The organism is Amycolatopsis sp. H20-H5 (genome assembly GCF_035828755.1).
In the GTDB taxonomy this organism is placed as follows: domain Bacteria; phylum Actinomycetota; class Actinomycetes; order Mycobacteriales; family Pseudonocardiaceae; genus Amycolatopsis.
Genome location: NZ_JAYMZS010000001.1, coordinates 149,298 through 168,277, shown reverse-complemented (window position 1 = coordinate 168,277; position 18,980 = coordinate 149,298). Strand labels below are relative to the sequence as shown.

The following is an 18,980-nucleotide window of genomic DNA, read 5'->3' as shown; positions in this document are numbered from 1 at the left end:
CACTCGGGTCCCTAGTCGGAGTCCTGCTTCAGCGCGGTGTCGATGGTCAGCGCCGAGGCGACGACCATGCTGGCCAGCGGGTCCTGCAGCGGGCGATGGATCTCGACCACGTAGTTGTCGGCGGTGGTGAAGGCCGCCTTCACGAACCCGCCCCAGGTCTTGGTGATCTTGGCGATCTCGACGTCGTTGTGGTCCTTGATCGCGAAATTCCACGCACGCCAGTTCTCGGCGTAGATGCCGCCGATCTTCTGGCCGTTCACCACGAAGCCGAGCCGGATCTTGCCGAAGACGTTCTCCTGCACGATCTCGCCGATCGGGGAGTCATCCGCACGGGTGACGAGGAACCGGGACTTGAACACCTTCGCCGGGCGTGTCACCTTCAGCACCGTGCTGTGGTTCGCGTCGCGGACCTCGAACCGGTGGGTGAGGAACTGGTCGTAGTTGGTCAGCAGCCGCACGACCTTCTTGACCGTCGACTGCCCGACCTCGACCACCCCGCCGAGCCGCTGCCCGTTCTGGTCGAACACCCCGAACTCGTTGGCCAGCTCGATGAGCTTCGCGCGCTGGTTGACCACCAGGATCGGCTCGGTGAACAGGGTCCCGCCACCGCCTGCCCCGCTCGCCCGGCCGCGGGTGCCCCTGGCGACCTGCGCCTGGATCCTGGCCGGATCGTGGGCGCGCTCGATGTCCAGCTCGATCGCCTCGGCGTCGTGCATCGGGATCGGCTGTGCGGGGCGCGTGTTCGGTGACCAGGCCTGCCCGTCCCACCAGCGGTGCAGCCGGGGGTTCTGCTGGTCCGGGTACCAGCCTGGAGGCGGCGGGATGCTCGTCATGGCTGGCCAGCGTACTGGCGGTGGAGCGGCCGTGGCGGCGAGAACGGTATATGCGGCGAATGTCCGTGTCCGGCATGGCCCGCCGTCGCGGTGTCCCGCCGGGCGAGCACAATCCCGGTGTGAACGAACGAGCTTGGCCTGACGGCGCCGCCACCGCGATCGGCTCCCTCCCGGGTACCGACCCGGTGGAGGCCGCGGCCGTCGTGTTCGGCGAGCTGCCGGACTTCCCCCACGTCCCCGAGCTGCCCGGACGCGGGGTCGGCGCCGACATCATCGGCCGCACCGCGGCGATGCTCATCGAGCTCCCGGTGGAGTTCGTGCCCAGTGGCTACCGCATCGCGAGCCGCGCCGGACTGCACCACCGCCGAGGCGTGGACCTGCTGAAATGGGACCTCGACGCCGTTCAGGAGGCCGCCGAGAAGGCGGGCAGCCCGGCCGTGATCAAGACCCAGCTGGCCGGTCCCTGGACCCTCGCCGCCGACATCGAGCTGCCCCGCGGCCACCGAGTCCTGACAGACAAGGGCGCGCTTCGCGACTTCGCGGCCTCCCTGCTTGACGGACTCGCCGAGCACGTCGCCGACCTGAGCAGGCGCACCGGTTCGCCAGTGGTCGTCCAGTTCGACGAGCCCTCCCTGCCCGCGGTCCTCGAAGGCAGTCTCTCGACACCGTCCGGCTACGGAACGGTGTCCGCGGTCCCCGAGCCCGAGGCCCGTGACCTGCTGGCCAAGGTGATCGACGGCGCCGAGCGCATCACCGGCCAGCCGGTCATCGTCCACTGCTGCGCCCCCCACCCCCCACTCTCCCTCCTCCGCGCAGCGGGCGCGGGAGCGATCGCGTTCGACCTGACGCTCCTTCGAGGCGCCTCGGCCAAGATGCTGGACGAGATCGGCGAGACCTGGGACAGCGGAACGGCATTGCTACTAGGCCTGGTCCCCTCAACCGACCCTGGCGTACCGGTGAAGCTGAAGGACCTGGCCGCCCCGGCGCTCAAGCTGGTCGACCGCCTGGGATTCGACCGAACCATCCTCACCGACCGCGCGGTACCAACCCCCACCTGCGGCTTAGCAGGCGCAACACCAGAGTGGCTACGACGAGCACTGGAGCTCACCCGAGAGTTGGGCAAGGCATTCCGGGAGCCCCCCGAGACTTGGTGAGTTGCACGGGTTTTTGGTTGCGTCCTGAGGTGCGGTTAGAAGCCTGTGTTTTTTGGCCAGCGCGCTCACAAACTCGCGCCGCCAGGTCGCCCCTGACTTCCAGCGTAAGTGCGGCTTTGTTTTTACGGGGGCGACCTGCCGTCGCGAGTTGGGAGGCCCTGGCGGGCCTGAAAGAGGGCGCGCGGCGGTGAAGTCTCCCCTCGCAGGGCTCGGGGAGACGCTGTGGTTGGGGCGGACTGCTGGGGTTGGGTTTTTGTTTTTGTTTTTGGTGTTGGTGTTGTGGTTGGGGATTGGTTGGCGGGTAACGTGTCCACCAAACTCGACCGACCCACTGAGGTAGTGATGCGACTGTTCCGCCGCCGCGCGAAAGATGCGGCTGTTCCTGATCCCCGGACGGCTTGGCCGGAGCAGCCGGTTCCGGTGGATGTCCAGGCCGCCGCTGTTGGCTTCTGGCAGCAGTGGTTCGAGTTGCTGCCGCAGGTCAGTGCGGCCCTCGGGGATCGTGAGCCGCAGCGGGTCGAGCATGACCTCTGTCAGGTGGTCGCCCTTCTGCATCCGCGCCTGCACTTCGCGCTGGAGCGGGGTCACCGTGCCATCTACGCGCTGGTGCTGACCGGGCAGGAGGATCCGGAGTTGCGGCCGTTCACCGATGCCTGGATGGCCGCCGCGCCGCCGGAGGATGCCATCTGGGAGTACCACGATTCGGTGCCGCCGGTGCCAGATCCGGGTGGCGTGACGGTGAATCTCGGGGCTCATCAGATCGCGCTGGCCGACTTCCGCGTCGCGGCCGCTGTCGACGAGAACACCTCGCTGGTCGACGTCACGGTGCATCATCCGGAGCTCGCCGACCTGCCTGACGAGTCCCGCCAGGCCATGACCTTCCTGCCGCTGGATGCCACGCTGGGTGAGCGGATGGCTGCCGAGCGGCTCCGCCGGGTGGAGGCTTCCGACGTCGAACCGGTGGGCGCGATGTCGCTTTTGGAGCTGCGTGAGCTGGTGCGCGGCCTGGCGGAGCGGTCGGCGGGCAGGAGTGCCAAAACTGTCGGAGGCTCCGACTAGGCTCACTTGCTGTGAGCAGCACGGAGCTTCCCGAAGTCACTGAAAGCACGGTCCAGGCCGAGGACATCAGGGATGTCCCCGCCGAGGTCCGCGCGCGGCATGCCGCGCTCGCTGAGGAGGTCCGCGGGCACCAGTTCCGGTACTACGTGCTGGACTCGTCGATCGTGTCCGACGGCCAGTTCGATGAGCTGTTCGGGCAGCTGGTGGCGCTGGAGGACGAGCATCCCGCGCTGCGGACGCCGGATTCGCCGACCCAGAACGTCGGCGGCACGTTTTCCACGGACTTCGCCTCGTACGACCACCTCGAGCGCATGCTCAGCCTGGACAACGTCTTCGACCTCGAAGAGCTGCAGATCTGGGTCGAGCGCGTCGAGAAGGAGATCGGCTCGACGCAGTACCTCGCCGAGCTGAAGATCGATGGCCTCGCCATCAACCTGCTCTACGAGAACGGCAAGCTCACCAGGGCGCTGACCAGGGGCGACGGGCGCACCGGTGACGACGTCACGCTCAACATCCGCACCCTCGAAGAGGTCCCCGACACGCTCACCGGCACGGACGAGTTCCCGGTGCCCGCGCTGGTCGAGGTCCGCGGCGAGGTGTTCTTCCGGGTGGAGGACTTCCTCGCGTTGAACGCGAAGATGGTCGAGGCGGGCAACCCGCCGTACGCCAACCCCCGCAACACCGCGGCCGGTTCGTTGCGGCAGAAGGATCCCAAGGTCACCAAGTCCCGTAACCTGCGGCTGATCTGCCACGGCCTCGGCCGCCGCGAGGGCTTCGAGCCGGATCGTCAGTCCCACGCGTACGACGCGCTGGCCGCCTGGGGGCTGCCGGTTTCGCCGCACACCAAGGTCCTCGAGTCGGCCGGGCTCGCGCAGCACATTGATTACTGGGGCGAGCACCGTCACGACGCCGTGCACGAGATCGACGGCGTCGTCATCAAGGTCGACTCGGTGGCCCTGCAACGAAGGCTCGGCACCACTTCGCGGGCCCCGCGCTGGGCGATCGCGTACAAGTACGCGCCGGAAGAAGCCATTACCACCCTGCTGGACATCCAGGTCAACGTCGGCCGCACCGGCCGGGTCACGCCGTTCGCGGTGATGGAGCCGGTGAAGGTCGCGGGCTCGACGGTGGCCATGGCCACCCTGCACAACCAGGAAGAGGTCAAGCGCAAGGGCGTGCTGATCGGGGACAGGGTGGTCATCCGCAAGGCGGGCGACGTCATCCCCGAGGTCCTCGGCCCGGTGGTCGAAGCACGAACGGGTGAAGAGCGTGAGTTCATCATGCCGCTGCGGTGCCCCAACTGCGACACCGAGCTGGCCTACCAGAAGGAGGGCGACATCGACATCCGTTGCCCGAATTCCCGGTCCTGCCCGGCGCAGCTGCGCGAGCGGCTGTCACACCTGGCCGGTCGCGGCGCCTTCGACGTCGAGGTCCTCGGCTACGAGGGGTCCGTCGCCCTACTCGAGTCAGGCGTCGTTCACGACGAGGGCGACCTGTTCGACCTGGACGAGGAGAAGCTGCTCGAGGTCGAGCTGTTCCGCACCAAGGCGGGGACGCTGTCGGCCAACGGGCGCAAGCTGCTCGACAACCTGGAAACAGTTAAGGAACGTCCACTGTGGAGGGTGATCGTCGCGCTGTCGATCCGCCACGTCGGGCCCACCGCCGCGCAGGCGCTGGCCAGGGAGTTCGGCTCCCTGGAGCGCATCGAGGACGCCACGGAAGAGGAACTCGCCGACGTCGACGGTGTCGGCCCGACCATCGCGCACGCCGCGCAGGAGTGGTTCGAGGTCGGCTGGCACAGCGAGATCGTCGAGAAGTGGGCGCGTGCCGGGGTCCGGATGGAGGAGGAGCGCGACGACTCGATCCCGCGGCATCTCGAGGGGTTGTCCATCGTCGTCACCGGCTCGCTCGCGACGATCTCGCGTGACGAGGCCAAGGAACTGATCATGGAGCGCGGCGGCAAGGCGGCCGGTTCCGTCTCGAAGAAGACGGCGTTCGTGGTCGTCGGCGAGGCGCCGGGTTCCAAGTATGAGAAAGCCGTCCAGCTGAAGGTGCCCGTCCTCGACGAGGACGGGTTCCGTGTGCTGCTGGCGAGCGGCCCCGAGGCGGCGGCCGAAGTGGCTCTGCTGACCGGCGAAGAAGAGGCAGTGGAGGTCGCGGATGAGTGAGTTCACGATCCGGCCGCCGAAGCCGGAGGAGCTGGCGGCCGCGGGCGAGGTGACGGTCGAGGCGTACGTCGACGGCGGCTTGCTGACCATGGACAACGGCTACGAGCACGAGCTCCGTGACACCGCCCGCCGCGTCGAGCTCGCGGAGCTGCTGGTCGCGGTCGACACCGGCGGCGAGGTCCTGGGTTCGGTGACCATCGCCTCGCCCGGCACGGAGTACGCCGAGCTTTCGCACGAGGGCGAGCTGGAGTTCCGTATGCTCGCGGTCTCACCCGCCGCTCGCGGTCGGGGCGTCGGCGAGGCGCTGACCAGGGCAGTCCTGGCCCGCGGCCGCGAGATCGGCGCGTGCCGCGTCGTGCTCTGCAGCCTGGACTCGATGAAGCCCGCCCACCGCCTCTACGAGCGCATCGGCTTCACCCGCCTGCCCGACCGAGACTGGACCCCGTTCCCCGGCGTGACCCTGATCGCCTACGGCTTAACCCTCTGACCACGTCACCAGATCGCCGTCACACGTGACTGGAATGCCGTCACGCGTGACTGGATCGCCGTCACGCGTGACTGGAATGCCGTCACGCGTGGCGGCGATCTGATCACGCGTGGCGGCGATCTGATCACGCGTGGCGGCGATCTGATCACGCGTGACGGCGATCTGATCACGCGTGACGGCGGTCAGCTGTCGAGGACGACGGCGACGATGCCTGCGAAGTGGGCCAGGCGGGCGACCTCGGCCGCGCGGAAGTTGGGGCCTCCGGGGCGGGCGACCAGCAGGGCCTTGCCGGGCTTGCCCAGGGGGGTGGCGGCCAGCTCGGTGCCGAGTTCTTTCCAGGTCTCCGGGACCCAGTCCGCCTCGGCGTCGAGCACTGTCGCCCGTTCGAGTGGTAACCACGGCAGGTCGGCGATGGGCGTCTCCGGGGCGGCGCTCGACGACGCCAGCCGCTTGGTGCCGCCCTCGGCGTGCTCGACCACTACCGCCCAGCCGGCGCGCACGATCCGCGGCACGCCCTCGGCGAGGATGTCCAGGCCGGATTTGGGCTGTGCGGCTATCTCCTCGACCAGTTCGAGTTCGCGATGGGTGTCCAGCACCCCCGCGTACGGGCGCACGGCGTCCACCTCGACGCCTTCCACGCTCTCCGCGGCCGTGATCAGCGCGTCCGGCAACCGGCCGGACGGGAGTTCGACGACCAGGTCGTCGATGGCGATCCCGTTGCCGCGCTCGACCACGTCGACGCTGAGGATGTCCGCGCCGACCGTGCCGAGTGCGGTGGCCACCGCACCGAGTGTGCCGGGGCTGTCCGGCAGCTGAACCCGGATCAGGAACGACAACGCGCGCCCCTTTCGCCTCTGGCGTCCCAGCCTCGCCGTGGGACGCGCTTGCCGGGCGCCGATTCTGACAGACCGGGCCGGACAATGGGAGTCGCCGTCCGCGCTGCGGGATCACGAATCGCTACGGAGTCCGGCGTGCTCGAACGGCGGGCGGAGACAACCGGGAAACAACCCAGTCGAGTTCGCCGATGCCGCCACCATAGACTTGCAGCTTCCGGCAGAACCCGCACAGCACAACCCGGGAGTCACCCGCGTGCCCAACATTTCCCGCGACGAGGTCGCGCACCTCGCCAAGCTGGCCAGGCTCGCCGTAACCGAAGAAGAGCTCGACGTCTTCGCCGGCCAGCTGGACCAGATCCTGGATTCGGTCGCCAAAGTGAGCGAGGTCGCAGGCCAGGACGTGCCGCCGACTTCGCACGCCGTGCCGCTGACCAACGTGTTCCGTGAGGACGTGGTCCGTCCGGGACTGACCCAGCAGCAGGCACTGGCCGGTGCGCCGGCCGCCGAAGAGGGTCGTTTCCGGGTGCCGCGGATTCTGGGAGAAGAACAGTGACCGAGCTCATCAAGTTCACCGCCGCCGAGCTGGCGGGCAAGATCCAGGCCAAGGAGGTCTCCGCCGTCGAGGTGACGCAGGCCCACCTGGACCGGATCGCCGAGGTCGACGACCACATCCACGCGTTCCTGCACGTCGACACCGAGGGCGCGCTCGCCGCGGCCCGCGCTGTCGACGAGGACGCCGCGGCCGGTCGCGCGCCGAAGTCCGCACTGGCCGGGGTGCCGCTGGCGCTCAAGGACGTGCTGGCCACCAAGGGCATCCCGACCACCTGCGGGTCGAGGACGCTCGAGGGCTGGATCCCGCCGTACGACGCCACCGTGACGCGCAAGCTGCGCGAGGCCGGGGTGGTCGTGCTGGGCAAGACCAACATGGACGAGTTCGCGATGGGCTCCTCCACGGAGAACTCCGCGTTCGGCCCCACCCACAACCCGTGGGACCACGCCCGCATCCCCGGCGGTTCCGGCGGCGGCTCGTCGGCGTCGATCGCCGCGTTCGAGGCCCCGCTCGCGATCGGCACCGACACCGGTGGCTCGATCCGCCAGCCCGGCTCGGTCACTGGCACCGTCGGCGTGAAGCCGACTTACGGCGGCGTGTCGCGCTACGGCCTCGTCGCGTTCTCCTCCTCGCTGGACCAGGCGGGTCCCTGCGCCCGCACCGTGCTCGACGCGGCCATGCTGCACGAGGTCATCGCCGGGCACGACCCGCTCGACTCGACCTCGATCGACGCGCCGGTCCCGCCGGTCGTCGCCGCGGCCCGCCAGGGCGCGAACGGCGACCTCAAGGGCGTCCGCGTCGGCGTGGTCAAGGAATTCGCCGGTGACGGCTACCAGCCCGGCGTCCTCCGCTCGTTCGAGGCGGCTGTCGAGCAGCTTCGCGCCCTGGGCGCCGAGATCGTCGAGGTCTCCTGCCCCAACTTCACCTACGCGATGCCCGCGTACTACCTGATCGCGCCGAGCGAGGCGTCCTCGAACCTCGCCCGGTTCGACGCGATGCGCTACGGCCTTCGCGTGGCCGACGACGGCGAGCACAGCGCCGAAGAGGTCATGGCGCTGACCAGGGAAAAGGGCTTCGGTGCGGAGGTCAAGCGCCGGATCATGCTCGGTACCTACGCGCTTTCGTCGGGCTACTACGACGCCTACTACGGCTCGGCGCAGAAGGTCCGCACGCTCATCACGCGGGACTTCGACGCCGCGTTCGAGCAGGTGGACGTGCTGATCTCGCCGACCACGCCGACCACCGCGTTCAAGATCGGCGAGCGCGTCGACGACCCGCTGGCGATGTACCTCGCGGACCTCTGCACGATCCCGTCGAACCTGGCCGGGAACGCCGCCATGAGTGTCCCGAGTGGACTGTCCCATGAGGACGGCCTGCCGGTCGGCCTGCAGATCATGGCCCCGGCCTTGGCCGACGACAGGCTGTACCGCGTCGGCGCGGCCTACGAAGTGGCGCGCGACGCCGCCGCGGGCGGTTCGCTCGTGCACCAGGTACCGGAGCTCGGAGCAACGGCTCGATGACGCGCGAGGGCGAAGCGCCATGCTGACACGCATCGAGATCGACGGCTTCAAGTCGTTCGATCGGTTCGCGCTGGACTTGCCACCGTTTCTGGTCGTCCTCGGCCAGAACGCCAGCGGCAAGTCCAACCTGTTCGATGCGATTCAGCTGCTTCGCCGCCTTGCAAGCGACAAGACACTGCAAGATGCCTTCGAGGGAGCACGGGGCGATCTGACGGAATTGTTCCGTCGTCGAGGTGATGGAACGTCGGTCACCCGAATGAGGTTCGCGGTCGAGGTGCTGCTTGAGCCGATGGTTGTCGACCCGTTCGGCCAGGAGTCGCCAGTCGGGCAAACGCGTCTACGGTACGAGGTGGAGATCGAGAGCCGCGTGCTCAAGGCGGATGGCTTCATCAGGCCGTTCGTCGTGCACGAGTCGGTCGTCCCGATCCAGGAGCACTCGGATGCCTGGACGACGCGGCAGGACCTGAGCGACGAGTTCCGCCTGCACAAGCTGCGGTACGGCCGCCAGGCACCACTGCTGACCACGGTTACGGACGGCAAGGGGCGGCGAAGCTTCAAGATCGTCGAAGGCCATGGACAGGAGTTGCCCGGCTTCGGGGCCGGGGCCACGGTGCTGTCCAGCGTGACCTCGGTGGCCGAGTTCCCGCTGCTTTTCGCTTTGCGCAGGGAACTGGAGTCGTGGCGCTTCCTCCAGCTCGATCCTGCGGCCCTGCGCCTGCCCGCGTCCGGCAAACGACCTGGTGACCAACTGGAATCCAGTGGGGCCAACCTGCCCGGTGTGCTGCGGCGGATCGAGCAGTCCACCCGTGACCCGTTCGGCAGCGGGTTGGACGAGATCGCGACCGACTTGGCCCGCGTGGTCCGGGGATTCGCCGGGGTCGAGGTGACCGAGGACAAACCCAGCGGCTCGTGGGAGGTTCACCTCACGACTCGCGATGAGGGCCGGGTGAACGCGAGAGTCGCGTCGGACGGCACCTTGCGGGTGCTCGCCATGCTCGCCGCGCTGTACGACCCGCAGTACCGGGGCATGTTGTGCTTCGAGGAACCCGAGAACGGGATCTTTCCGCAGCGCCTGCGGAGTTTGGTCCTGCTACTGAAGGAGCTCGTCACCGACCCTGGCTCGCAGAACCCAGGGGTGGTCGGCGAGCCGATGTCGCAGGTCATCTTGACCAGTCACTCGCCGCTGATGCTGGCTGTGCTGGAGCCGCGCGACGTCGTGGTCATGGACTGGGTGTCTCGCGTGGAGCAGGGTGAGCGCGCAAGCCGCCTGTCGCGGGTGCGCGCTCTGCGGGGTTCGGGGGAGAGTGATCTCGATCTGCTCTCTCAGCCCGAACAGCGGGAGCTGCTGGCCATCAGCAAAGACGAAGCCTCCCGGCTGCTGGAGGCTTGAATGCGTTCGCTGCGAACCGTGATCGCGGTCGAGGGATCCACTGACGAAACGTTTTTCCGGAGCTTGCTCGACCGGGCGCTCCAGGAAATCGGCCGGACACACCCGGGCAAGGGTTTCGACGTCGCCCAGCCTGCGGTCCTGCGGCGTGCGGAGGACACCTGGCGGACGTTCACCGGGCAGATCGTGGCGCAGAAGCCCGCTCCCAGCCTGGTGTTCTTCCACTACGACGGGACGTCCAGACCTGAGCGTGAGGCGGCGAAGAGCTGGGAGCCGATGGTCGCCGAATGGGCGACATCGCCCCGCGAGCCCATGCTGGTTCCGCTGGTGCCGGTGCGTGAGATGGAAAGCTGGGCGTTGACGGACCTCGATGTCATCAACGGCCTCGCCGGAGTGGATGTCGCCCGGTCGGATATCTTCGAGGCGCATCACTTGACGCAGGTGGAAAAGCTCTCGGATCCGAAACGGACGCTGAGCGAGGCGCTGAGGTCTGGTACCCGGCGGAGACGGCGTGGCCGATCGCCGCACGACTACCTGGCGCTCATCGCCGAACTGAGTGACCTTGCCAGGCTGGGAACGGTTCCTTCCTTCTGCGCTTGGCGAACCGAGACCGTGTCCGCATTGAAGACCAGCGGATTCATCGAATGAGTGACGGACTGTGTGGAGGAAAGGCCAAGTGACCGCCATGGTCGAGTTGATGGACTACGCCGAGGTCATCGAGCGGTACGACCCGGTGCTCGGGCTCGAGGTGCACGTCGAGCTGAACACGAACACCAAGATGTTCTGCGGCTGCCCGACGACGTTCGGCGGCGAGCCGAACACCCAGGTCTGCCCGACCTGCCTCGGCCTGCCGGGCTCGCTCCCGGTGGTCAACGGCAAGGGCGTCGAGTCGGCGATCCGGATCGGGCTGGCGCTCAACTGCCGGATTGCCGAATGGTGCCGGTTCGCGCGCAAGAACTACTTCTACCCGGACCAGCCGAAGAACTTCCAGACCTCGCAGTACGACGAGCCGATCGCGTTCGACGGTTACCTCGACGTCACGCTCGACGACGGTGAGATCGTGCGGGTCGAGATCGAGCGCGCGCACATGGAGGAGGACACCGGCAAGTCGCTGCACAAGGGCGGCGCGACGGGCCGGATCCATGGTGCGGACTACTCGCTGCTCGACTACAACCGCGCCGGCGTGCCGCTGATCGAGATCGTCACCAAGATCATCCCCGGGCACGGCGAACGCGCGCCCGAGGTGGCCCGCGCGTACGTCAGCGCGTTGCGTGACCTGCTCAAGGCGCTCGACGTCTCCGACGTCCGGATGGACCAGGGATCGCTGCGCTGCGACGCGAACATCTCGTTGATGCCCAAGGGTTCCGACGAGCTAGGCACGCGCACCGAGACGAAGAACGTCAACTCGCTGCGCAGCGTCGAGCGGGCCGTTCGCTACGAGATGACCCGCCAGGCCGCGGTGCTCGCCGGTGGCGGCACGGTCAAGCAGGAGACGCGGCACTTCCAGGAGGGCGACGGCACCACTTCGCCGGGCCGTACCAAGGAAACCGCCGAGGACTATCGGTACTTCCCCGAGCCCGACCTGGTGCCGATCGCTCCCGCGCTCGACTGGGTCGAGGAGCTGCGCAAGACGCTGCCGGAGATGCCCGCGGAGCGCCGCAAGCGGATCCAGACCGAGTGGAGCCTGTCCGACGCCGAGCTGCGCGACCTGCTCAACGTCGGCGCTGTCGACCTCGTGACGGCGACCGTCGAGGCGGGCGCCACCTCGCAGGAGGCGCGCAGCTGGTGGGTCAGCTTCCTGGCGCAGGAGGCCAACACCCGCGAGGTCGAGCTGGCCGACCTGCCGATCACCCCGGCGCAGGTGGCCGAGGTCGTCGCGCTGGTCAACTCCGGTGAGCTGACCAACAAGCTGGCCAAGGAGGTCGTGCTGGGCGTGCTCGCCGGCGAGGGTTCGCCGCGCGAGGTCGTCGAGAAGCGCGGCTTCAAGGTCGTCTCGGACGACTCGGCGCTCACCACGGCCGTCGACGAGGCGCTGGCTTCGCAGCCGGACGTCGCGCAGAAGATCCGCGACGGCAAGGTCGCCGCGGCGGGCGCGATCGTCGGCGCCGTGATGAAGGCGACCAAGGGGCAGGCCGACGCCAAACGCGTCCGGGAGCTGATCATCGAGCGGGTCGGTTCCTGAGTTGTCGTTTTCCGGTCAGCGCGTCACCTGGCGCGAGTGGCTCGGCCTCGGGGCCGGGCTGCTCGCGCTGGGGTCGCTCTTCTTGCCGTGGACCACGCTGAGCACTTCGCAGTCCGAGGTCGCGGACGCGCTGAAGTCGTTGTCGGGCGCGGAAGTCGTTCGCGACGGCTGGAGTTCGGGCTTGTTCGCCTGGCTCCCGCCGTTGCTGCTGCTCGTGGTGGGCGTGGCCGTGACCGTGTTCGGTCAGGTCCGCAAGGTGCGGATCAGTGGCCTGCCGCAGCTGTGGCTCGTCTTCGGCGGGTTGGTGGCGCTGATGACGATCATCGGCTGGGGCGCCATCGCCTACCAGTTCGACTCCGAGGTGCGGGCGCTGTTCGCCGTCGGCGGCATCGAGGTCAACGCCGGGGCAGGGCGCTATCTCGGTTCGCTCGCACTGGTGGTTTCGCTGGCCGCGGCGGTGTTGGACGTCCTCGCTTTCCGCGGGGAACGCCGTTCCCCGCGGCGCTGAGCCCAGGCGATAAGTCCGTTTGATCTTGGTCGTCTGTTTTGCTGGTGTATCAGCGCATCTGCGACCAATGGCCGTGGCAGGGCCCCGGTTCGCGGGCTTTAATCCGGCGGGTACGCGTCGATCTTCCCGCGCGTGCCCGAAGCCGGAGGAGCAAGAATGTCTGCTGGGTTCAGCAAAGTTCCGCGTGTGCGCCGGACGCTCACGCTGACTGTCGGCGCAGCCGTCGCGGTGTCGCTGTGCGGGATCAGCGCGCCCGTGTCGGCCGCGCCCGCCGCGCCTGCCGTCAAACACCATCACTTCAGCGCGGCGGCGACGCTGCTCGCGAACGCGAAGTCGCCCGAAGAGCGCGCGGCGCTCACGGATCGGGCGCTGGCCGCCGCCGGGAACAGCCTGCAGCTTGCCTACAACACAAAACCCTTGTACGACAAGGGAATTGACGGTACCGGTACGGCGCTGGCGACCGTCGTGTCCTATGGGGACAAGAACATCAAGTCCTATATCGACAGTTACTCGCACTCGCACGGGCTGCCCGCCGCCGACGTCCAGATCCTGGAGCCCGCCGGCCCTGTCCCGGCCTGCGGCGATCCCGGAACGCCCAGCGACTGCTCGGGCTGGGGCGGCGAGACCGACCTCGACGTGGCGATGTTCCACACGCTCGCGCCGAAGGCCAAGATCCTCGTCGTGGCCACGCCGACCTCGGAAACCCAGGGTATCGACGGGTTCCCGGACATGATGACGGCGATCGACTACCTGGCCGATCACAAGTCCGCCAACGTGATCTCGATGAGCCTCGGCACGCCGGAGGACGACTTCGACAGCTCGGCGCAGCTGCACGGCCTGGACGCGCACTTCAAGAAGGCGACCGACGCGGGGATCACGGTCACCGCGTCCAGTGGCGACGACGGCTCGACCGGGACGAAGAAGGACAACTCGCCCTGGGGCAAGAAGGTCGTGAGCTTCCCGGCCGCCAGCTCTTACGTCACCGCTGTCGGCGGCACCGTGCTGCACCAGAACTCCTCAGGCGCACGGACCTCGCCCGACACCGTCTGGTCCCGCTCGGGCGGCGGCGTGTCGCACGAGTACGGCGCGCCCACCTGGCAGAGCGAAGTCGACAAGACGACTCACGCGGCCGGACGCTCACTGCCGGACATCTCGCTGCTGGGCACCTCGGGCACTTCGCAGTCCTCGCCGCTCTTCGCGGCTGTCGTCGCGCTCGCTTCGCAGCAGGCCGGTAAGGGTCTCGGCTTCATCAACCCGGCGCTGTACTCGCTCGGTTCCGGTGGGACCGCCAAGGGCGTTGTCGACGTGACCTCGGGCAGCAACGGCTACAACGGTGTCGCGGGCTACTCGGCGGCCAAGGGCTTCGACATCGTCTCCGGCTGGGGCACGGTGGACGCGGCCAAGTTCGTTCCCGCGCTGGTGCGGCAGATCGGCTGATCACCACCGCGAGCCAAGCGGCCTTCCTTCCCGGCGTTCGACGTCGGGAAGGAAGGCCGCCTTTCTAGTCCTTGCCCCCACCGGCGTCGCTGGGCACCACGGTGATGAGCACGACCCGGTCGTCGCTCGACACCGTCTTGCCGCCCTCCTTGTTCACCGTGCCGGCGACCGCGAGCTGGGGGTTGATCATGCTCATCCCGGCCAGCCTGCCGAAGGTGGCGTTCTTCTTGCCGCCGTCCAGCGTGACGTTCGGCTTGCCCTTGACCGAACCGTCCGGGGTGACCGGCAGGTTCTGCAGGTTGCCCGCCAGCGAAGTCGCGATGGCGATGAGGCCGGACGAGTCGATGAAGTCCGCGCAGCCCGCCAGCCCCGGCTTGTCGGGCCAGGTCCACGCCGGGGTGCTCAGCGTCTTGCCGGCCTGGAGCCGGTAAAGCACGTCCTTGTCGCCGAGGCGGTCCGTGGCCCAGAGCCGGGCGCCGTCGGCGGAGACGCAGAGCCCGCCCGGCGCGTGCAGTCCGCTGGCGAACACGGCCGAACCCGCCGCCGGATTGCCCGGCGCGGGCTTGCCCGAGGTGTCGATCCGCAGCACCTTGCCCGCGAGGGACTTCGGGTCCGCGGCGGCGGCGGGGCTGCCCGCGTCCCCGGTCGCGACGAGGAGGGCGCCCTTGCCGTCGGACACCAGCGCGCCGCGGTTGCCCGTCGTGCCCTTCGGAATCCCGGTCAGCACGGGTTTGGCGGCCTGGCCCTTGGTGAACCGGACGACCCGGTTGTCCGACGGGGTGGTGATGTAGGCGAAGACCAGCTGATCCTCGTTGTAGGTCGGGGAGAGCGCGAGCGCGGTCAGGCCGCCGTCGCCGCCCGCGTCGACGGGGATCGTGACGTACTCGGCGGCCTTCTTGCCCGCGGCGGCCAGCAGGACGCGGCCGCTCTTGCGTTCACCGGCGAGCGCGCTCGGGGTACTGCCGTCGCCGGGCAGCCCGGCGACCGCGGACACGGTGTCCAGGCAGGTCGCGATGACGGCCTTGTCGAAGTCGGTGCAGCCCTGCGGCGGCGGGACCGGGGCGGGGGACTGGCCGGGCTTGGCCGGGCCGGAGCCGGAATCGCCCGAGTCGCTGCCCGGGACCTGGGCCTCCGGCGGCGTCTCCGCTTTGGGCACTGGAGCCGGGCTGAAGGTCTGCCCGGCCGCGGAATCGTCGAACTTCGCGCAGCCGGAGAGCAGGAGACCGCCCCCGGCCAGTATCGCCAGCGGCAAGGACCACTTCCGCCGGTAGCTGGTATGCACGACCGCCAGCTTAGGTGGACGTGCGTGAGCCACGGGTAAGTGGCGGTTACCGTGGAGATCATGACCGTAACCGTGCTGGTGCCCGACGACGAGGGCCTGGACGCGCTGTCCGAGATCACCGGAGTGCGCGCGGTGCGCTATCAGTGGGGCGAGCCGACGCCCCCGGAAGCGGCCAAGGCCGAAGTGCTCATCCCCGGCTATCACCGCGCCACCAGCGAACTCTGGGGCGAACTGCCGAACCTGAAGCTGATCCAGCTGCTCTCGGCGGGCGCCGAGGACTGGGTGGGCACCCTGCCCGAGGGCGTCCTGCTGTCCACCTGCCGGGGCGCGCACGGTGGCAGCACGGCCGAATGGGTGGTGGCCGTCCTGCTCTCGATGTGCCGCGGGCTGGAGCAGTTCGCGACCGACCAGCGCGCGCGGCGCTGGCAACGGCAGACCACGGAGGGCCTGCAGGGTAAGCGGGCGCTCATCATCGGCGCAGGGGACCTGGGGCAGCACCTGCGCCGCCGGCTCGAGCCGTTCGACGTCCGCTGCACGATGGTCGGCATGTCGCCGCGCGACGGCGTGCGGGGCGTGAAGGAGCTCCCTGACCTGCTCGGTACCCACGACGTGGTGGTCCTGATGGTGCCGCTCACCTCACGCACCCGCGGCATGGTCGACGCGGAGTTCCTCGCCGCGATGCCCGACGGCGCGGTACTGGTCAACGCCGCCCGCGGGGCGGTGGCCGACACCGACGCGCTGGTGGCCGAGCTGACGACCGGCAGGCTCCGGGCCGCGTTGGACGTCACCGAGCCGGAGCCGCTGCCGCTCGATCACCCGCTGTGGTCCGTGCCGGGACTCGTGCTGACCCCGCACATCGGCGGAGCCGTGCGCGGCGTGCGCCGCCGCTCGTACGCGGTCGCCGCGGCCGAGATCGCGCGGTACGCCGGGGGAGAGCTCCCCAACAACCTCGTGCACGGCGAGTACTGAACGACGACTCGTCGCGCGCAAAGGCCGCGTCATCCGTGCGTGACGGGCGAAGATCCCTTACCCTGCGCGCGTGAGTAGTCACGAGGACTCGTATCAGAACACCAGCCTGCTGTCCGACGTCGAGGACACCACACCCGATCGCGGCGAGACCCGTGCCGGGATCGATCTCGGCCTGCTCGTGCTGCGGGTGGTGCTCGGCGTGATCATGGGCGCGCACGGCCTGCAGCACCTGTTCGGCGCTTTCGGCGGCCCCGGCGTCGGCGGGTTCGCCAAGGTGCTCGGCCTGCTCGGCTACACGCAGCAAACGACGCTGCTCTCCTGGATCACCGGGGTGAGCGAAGTCCTCGGCTCGCTGCTGGTGATCGTCGGGCTGTTCACCCCGCTCGGCGCGGCCGCGCTGCTCGGCGTCGCCGTCAACATCGTGTACTCGAAGTTCCACGGCGGGTTCTTCCAAGGGCAGGGCCAGGGCTTCGAGTTCGAGCTGCTCATCGGCGCCTCTTCGCTGGCGCTGCTGTTCACCGGCGCCGGGCGGCTCGCGCTCGACGTCAACACCCCGTGGCGGAGGCGGCCGCTGCCGTACGCGCTGGTCGGGTTGCTGCTGGCGGCCGCGGCTTCGGTCGTGGTCATCGTGCTCTGCCGCCGCTGAGGCTCTTGGGTCCTGAGTGTCATGAAAGGGTCTTTCAGGGCAAAAATTGCCCTGAAAGACCCTTTCATGACATGAGGGAGGCGCTACTTCTCCGGGTCCCGCACCGCGCCGGTGTCGGCCGAGGTGGCCATCCGGGCGTAGGCGCGCAGGGCCGCGGTGATGTGGCGCTGGCGGGTGGCGGGCTGCCAGGGGCGCTCGCTGGCCTCCATCTTCGAGCGGCGCTCGGCGAGGATCTCGGGGTCGACCAGGAGCTCCAGCTTCCGCTCGTGGACGTCGAGCAGGATCTGGTCGCCGTTCTCGATCAGCGCGATGAGGCCGCCCGCGGCCGCCTCGGGGGAGACGTGGCCGACCGAGATGCCGGACGAGCCGCCGGAGAAACGGCCGTCGGTGAGCAGGGCGCACTTCTTGCCGAGGCCTGAGCCCTTCAGGAACGCCGTCGGGTGCAGCATCTCCTGCATGCCGGGGCCGCCTGCCGGGCCTTCGTAGCGGATCACCAGCACTTCGCCGGGCTGGATCTCCTTCTTGAGGATCGCGGACACGGCCTCTTCCTGGCTCTCCAGAACGCGGGCCGGACCCTGAAAGCGCCAGAGGTCCTCGTCGATGCCCGCGGACTTGATGACCGCGCCGTTCTCCGCGAGGTTGCCGCGCAGGATCGCCAGGCCGCCGTCCTTGGTGTGCGCGTGCTCGACGTCGTGGAGGCAGCCGTCGACCGCGTCGGTGTCCAAAGAGGACCAGCGGTTCGAGGTGGAGAACGCCTCGATCGTGCGGACGCCGCCGGGCGCCGCGTGGAACAGTTCGATCGCCTCTGCCGAGGGCGATGCGGCGCGGATGTCCCAGGTCTGCAGCCAGGAGTCGAGGTCGGGCGAGTGCACCGAGTGGACGTCGCTGTTGAGCAGCCCGCCGCGGTACAGCTCGCCGAGGATCGCGGGGATGCCACCGGCTCGGTGGACGTCCTCCATGTGGTAATCCGAGTTCGGGGCGACCTTCGACAGGCAGGGCACGCGGCGGCCGATGTCGTCGATGTCCTGGATCGTGAAGTCGACCTCGCCCTCCTGCGCGGCCGCGAGGATGTGCAGCACGGTGTTCGTCGAGCCGCCCATCGCCATGTCCAGCGCCATCGCGTTCTCGAACGCCTTCTTGGTGGCGATCGAGCGGGGGAGCGCGGACTCGTCGTCCTGCTCGTACCACCGCTTGCACAGGTCGACGACCACGCGCCCGGCGTTGACGAACAGCTCACGGCGCGCGGCGTGCGTCGCCAGGGTGGAACCGTTGCCCGGCAAGGAAAGGCCGAGCGCCTCGGTGAGGCAGTTCATCGAGTTCGCGGTGAACATGCCGGAGCACGAACCGCAGGTCGGGCAGGCCGACCGCTCGACGATGTCCAGGCCCTCTTCGTCGACGTCGCTGTTGGCGGACGCGGAGATCGTGGTGATCAGGTCCGAGGACGGGTGCACGACGTCGCCGACGACGACGGCCTTGCCCGCTTCCATCGGCCCGCCGGAGACGAACACGACCGGGATGTTCAGCCGCATCGCGGCGTTCAGCATGCCCGGGGTGATCTTGTCGCAGTTGGAGATGCAGACGATCGCGTCGGCCTGGTGCGCGTTGACCATGTACTCGACCGAGTCGGCGATGATCTCGCGCGAAGGCAGGGAGTACAGCATCCCGCTGTGGCCCATCGCGATGCCGTCGTCGACGGCGATCGTGTGGAACTCGCGCGCGACGCCGCCCGCCGCCCGCACCCCCTCGGCCACGATGTCGCCCATGTCCTTGAGGTGCACGTGCCCCGGCACGAACTGGGTGTACGAGTTCGCGATGGCGACGATCGGCTTGCCGAAGTCGCTGTCGGTCATACCCGTGGCTCGCCAGAGCGAGCGGGCACCCGCCGCGTTGCGGCCGTGGGTGGTGGTCCGGGAACGGAGTGGGGGCACGGCTTACTCCAAGGTCCTCTGTGGTGGTCGGTCC

Annotated in this window: 17 protein-coding genes; 13 read left to right on the top strand and 4 right to left on the bottom strand. The window is 68.9% G+C overall.

The annotated features are described in order from the left end of the window. Positions 1-11 precede the first annotated feature (11 nt). Positions 12-833 (bottom strand): phospholipid scramblase-related protein, encoded by an 822-nt coding sequence (locus tag QMK34_RS00780; protein ID WP_326410128.1) that lies wholly within the window; start codon positions 831-833, stop codon positions 12-14. Positions 834-952: 119 nt separating this feature from the next. Between QMK34_RS00780 and QMK34_RS00775 the strand changes: the two genes are divergently transcribed. From QMK34_RS00775 to QMK34_RS00760, 4 genes are all read left to right on the top strand, one after another. After that, on the top strand, positions 953-1,987 hold the full coding sequence (locus QMK34_RS00775; RefSeq protein WP_326410247.1) for a methionine synthase: 1,035 nt from the start codon (positions 953-955) through the stop codon (positions 1,985-1,987). A 342-nt stretch (positions 1,988-2,329) separates the two neighbouring features. After that, a complete protein-coding gene (locus QMK34_RS00770) occupies positions 2,330-3,046 on the top strand; it encodes a hypothetical protein (protein ID WP_326410245.1) in 717 nt (238 codons plus the stop codon). Between the two features lie 11 nt (positions 3,047-3,057). Further along, the gene (gene ligA, locus QMK34_RS00765; RefSeq protein WP_326410126.1) at positions 3,058-5,214 is read left to right on the top strand and encodes an NAD-dependent DNA ligase LigA; all 2,157 of its coding nucleotides are present in this window, start codon (positions 3,058-3,060) and stop codon (positions 5,212-5,214) included. Beyond that, positions 5,207-5,701, top strand: a complete 495-nt coding sequence (locus QMK34_RS00760; protein WP_326410124.1) for a GNAT family N-acetyltransferase — start codon at positions 5,207-5,209, stop codon at positions 5,699-5,701. Before ligA ends, QMK34_RS00760 begins: the two co-directional genes overlap by 8 nt. Positions 5,702-5,883: 182 nt before the next feature. On the opposite strand, the gene QMK34_RS00755 is transcribed toward QMK34_RS00760, so the two are convergent. After that, positions 5,884-6,537 (bottom strand): amino acid-binding protein, encoded by a 654-nt coding sequence (locus QMK34_RS00755; protein WP_326410122.1) that lies wholly within the window; start codon positions 6,535-6,537, stop codon positions 5,884-5,886. Positions 6,538-6,790: 253 nt separating this feature from the next. On the opposite strand from QMK34_RS00755, the gene gatC reads away from it, so the two are divergent. The 7 genes from gatC to QMK34_RS00720 all read left to right on the top strand — a co-directional run bounded on the left by gatC (position 6,791) and on the right by QMK34_RS00720 (position 14,121). Then, positions 6,791-7,090 carry an Asp-tRNA(Asn)/Glu-tRNA(Gln) amidotransferase subunit GatC gene (gatC, locus tag QMK34_RS00750; RefSeq protein WP_326410120.1) on the top strand — a complete coding sequence of 100 codons (300 nt, stop codon included), beginning with the start codon at positions 6,791-6,793 and terminating at the stop codon, positions 7,088-7,090. After that, a complete protein-coding gene (gene gatA, locus QMK34_RS00745; protein WP_326410118.1) occupies positions 7,087-8,607 on the top strand; it encodes an Asp-tRNA(Asn)/Glu-tRNA(Gln) amidotransferase subunit GatA in 1,521 nt (506 codons plus the stop codon). Before gatC ends, gatA begins: the two co-directional genes overlap by 4 nt. Before the next feature lie 19 nt (positions 8,608-8,626). Next, on the top strand, positions 8,627-9,997 hold the full coding sequence (locus tag QMK34_RS00740) for an AAA family ATPase (RefSeq protein ID WP_326410116.1): 1,371 nt from the start codon (positions 8,627-8,629) through the stop codon (positions 9,995-9,997). Further along, entirely contained in the window at positions 9,998-10,642 is a 645-nt protein-coding gene (locus QMK34_RS00735; protein ID WP_326410115.1) for a DUF4276 family protein, read from the top strand. Between the two features lie 28 nt (positions 10,643-10,670). Beyond that, positions 10,671-12,176: an Asp-tRNA(Asn)/Glu-tRNA(Gln) amidotransferase subunit GatB gene (gene gatB / locus QMK34_RS00730; protein ID WP_326410113.1), complete on the top strand. Its 1,506-nt coding sequence runs from the start codon at positions 10,671-10,673 to the stop codon at positions 12,174-12,176. 1 nt (position 12,177) lies between these two features. Beyond that, positions 12,178-12,684: a hypothetical protein gene (locus tag QMK34_RS00725; protein ID WP_326410110.1), complete on the top strand. Its 507-nt coding sequence runs from the start codon at positions 12,178-12,180 to the stop codon at positions 12,682-12,684. A 156-nt stretch (positions 12,685-12,840) separates the two neighbouring features. Continuing rightward, on the top strand, positions 12,841-14,121 hold the full coding sequence (locus QMK34_RS00720) for a S53 family peptidase (RefSeq protein WP_326410108.1): 1,281 nt from the start codon (positions 12,841-12,843) through the stop codon (positions 14,119-14,121). 64 nt (positions 14,122-14,185) lie between these two features. Here the strand turns inward: QMK34_RS00720 and QMK34_RS00715 are convergent, their stop codons facing one another. Continuing rightward, the gene (locus QMK34_RS00715; protein ID WP_326410106.1) at positions 14,186-15,403 is read right to left on the bottom strand and encodes a PQQ-dependent sugar dehydrogenase; all 1,218 of its coding nucleotides are present in this window, start codon (positions 15,401-15,403) and stop codon (positions 14,186-14,188) included. A 60-nt stretch (positions 15,404-15,463) separates the two neighbouring features. Between QMK34_RS00715 and QMK34_RS00710 the strand changes: the two genes are divergently transcribed. Beyond that, positions 15,464-16,372, top strand: coding sequence for a 2-hydroxyacid dehydrogenase (locus QMK34_RS00710; protein WP_326410104.1), 909 nt, complete (start codon positions 15,464-15,466; stop codon positions 16,370-16,372). A 70-nt stretch (positions 16,373-16,442) separates the two neighbouring features. Next, a complete protein-coding gene (locus QMK34_RS00705) occupies positions 16,443-17,018 on the top strand; it encodes a DoxX family protein (RefSeq protein WP_326410102.1) in 576 nt (191 codons plus the stop codon). 83 nt (positions 17,019-17,101) lie between these two features. Here QMK34_RS00705 and ilvD read toward each other — a convergent pair whose 3' ends face one another. Next, a complete protein-coding gene (gene ilvD, locus QMK34_RS00700) occupies positions 17,102-18,946 on the bottom strand; it encodes a dihydroxy-acid dehydratase (protein WP_326410100.1) in 1,845 nt (614 codons plus the stop codon). Positions 18,947-18,980: the final 34 nt, after the last annotated feature.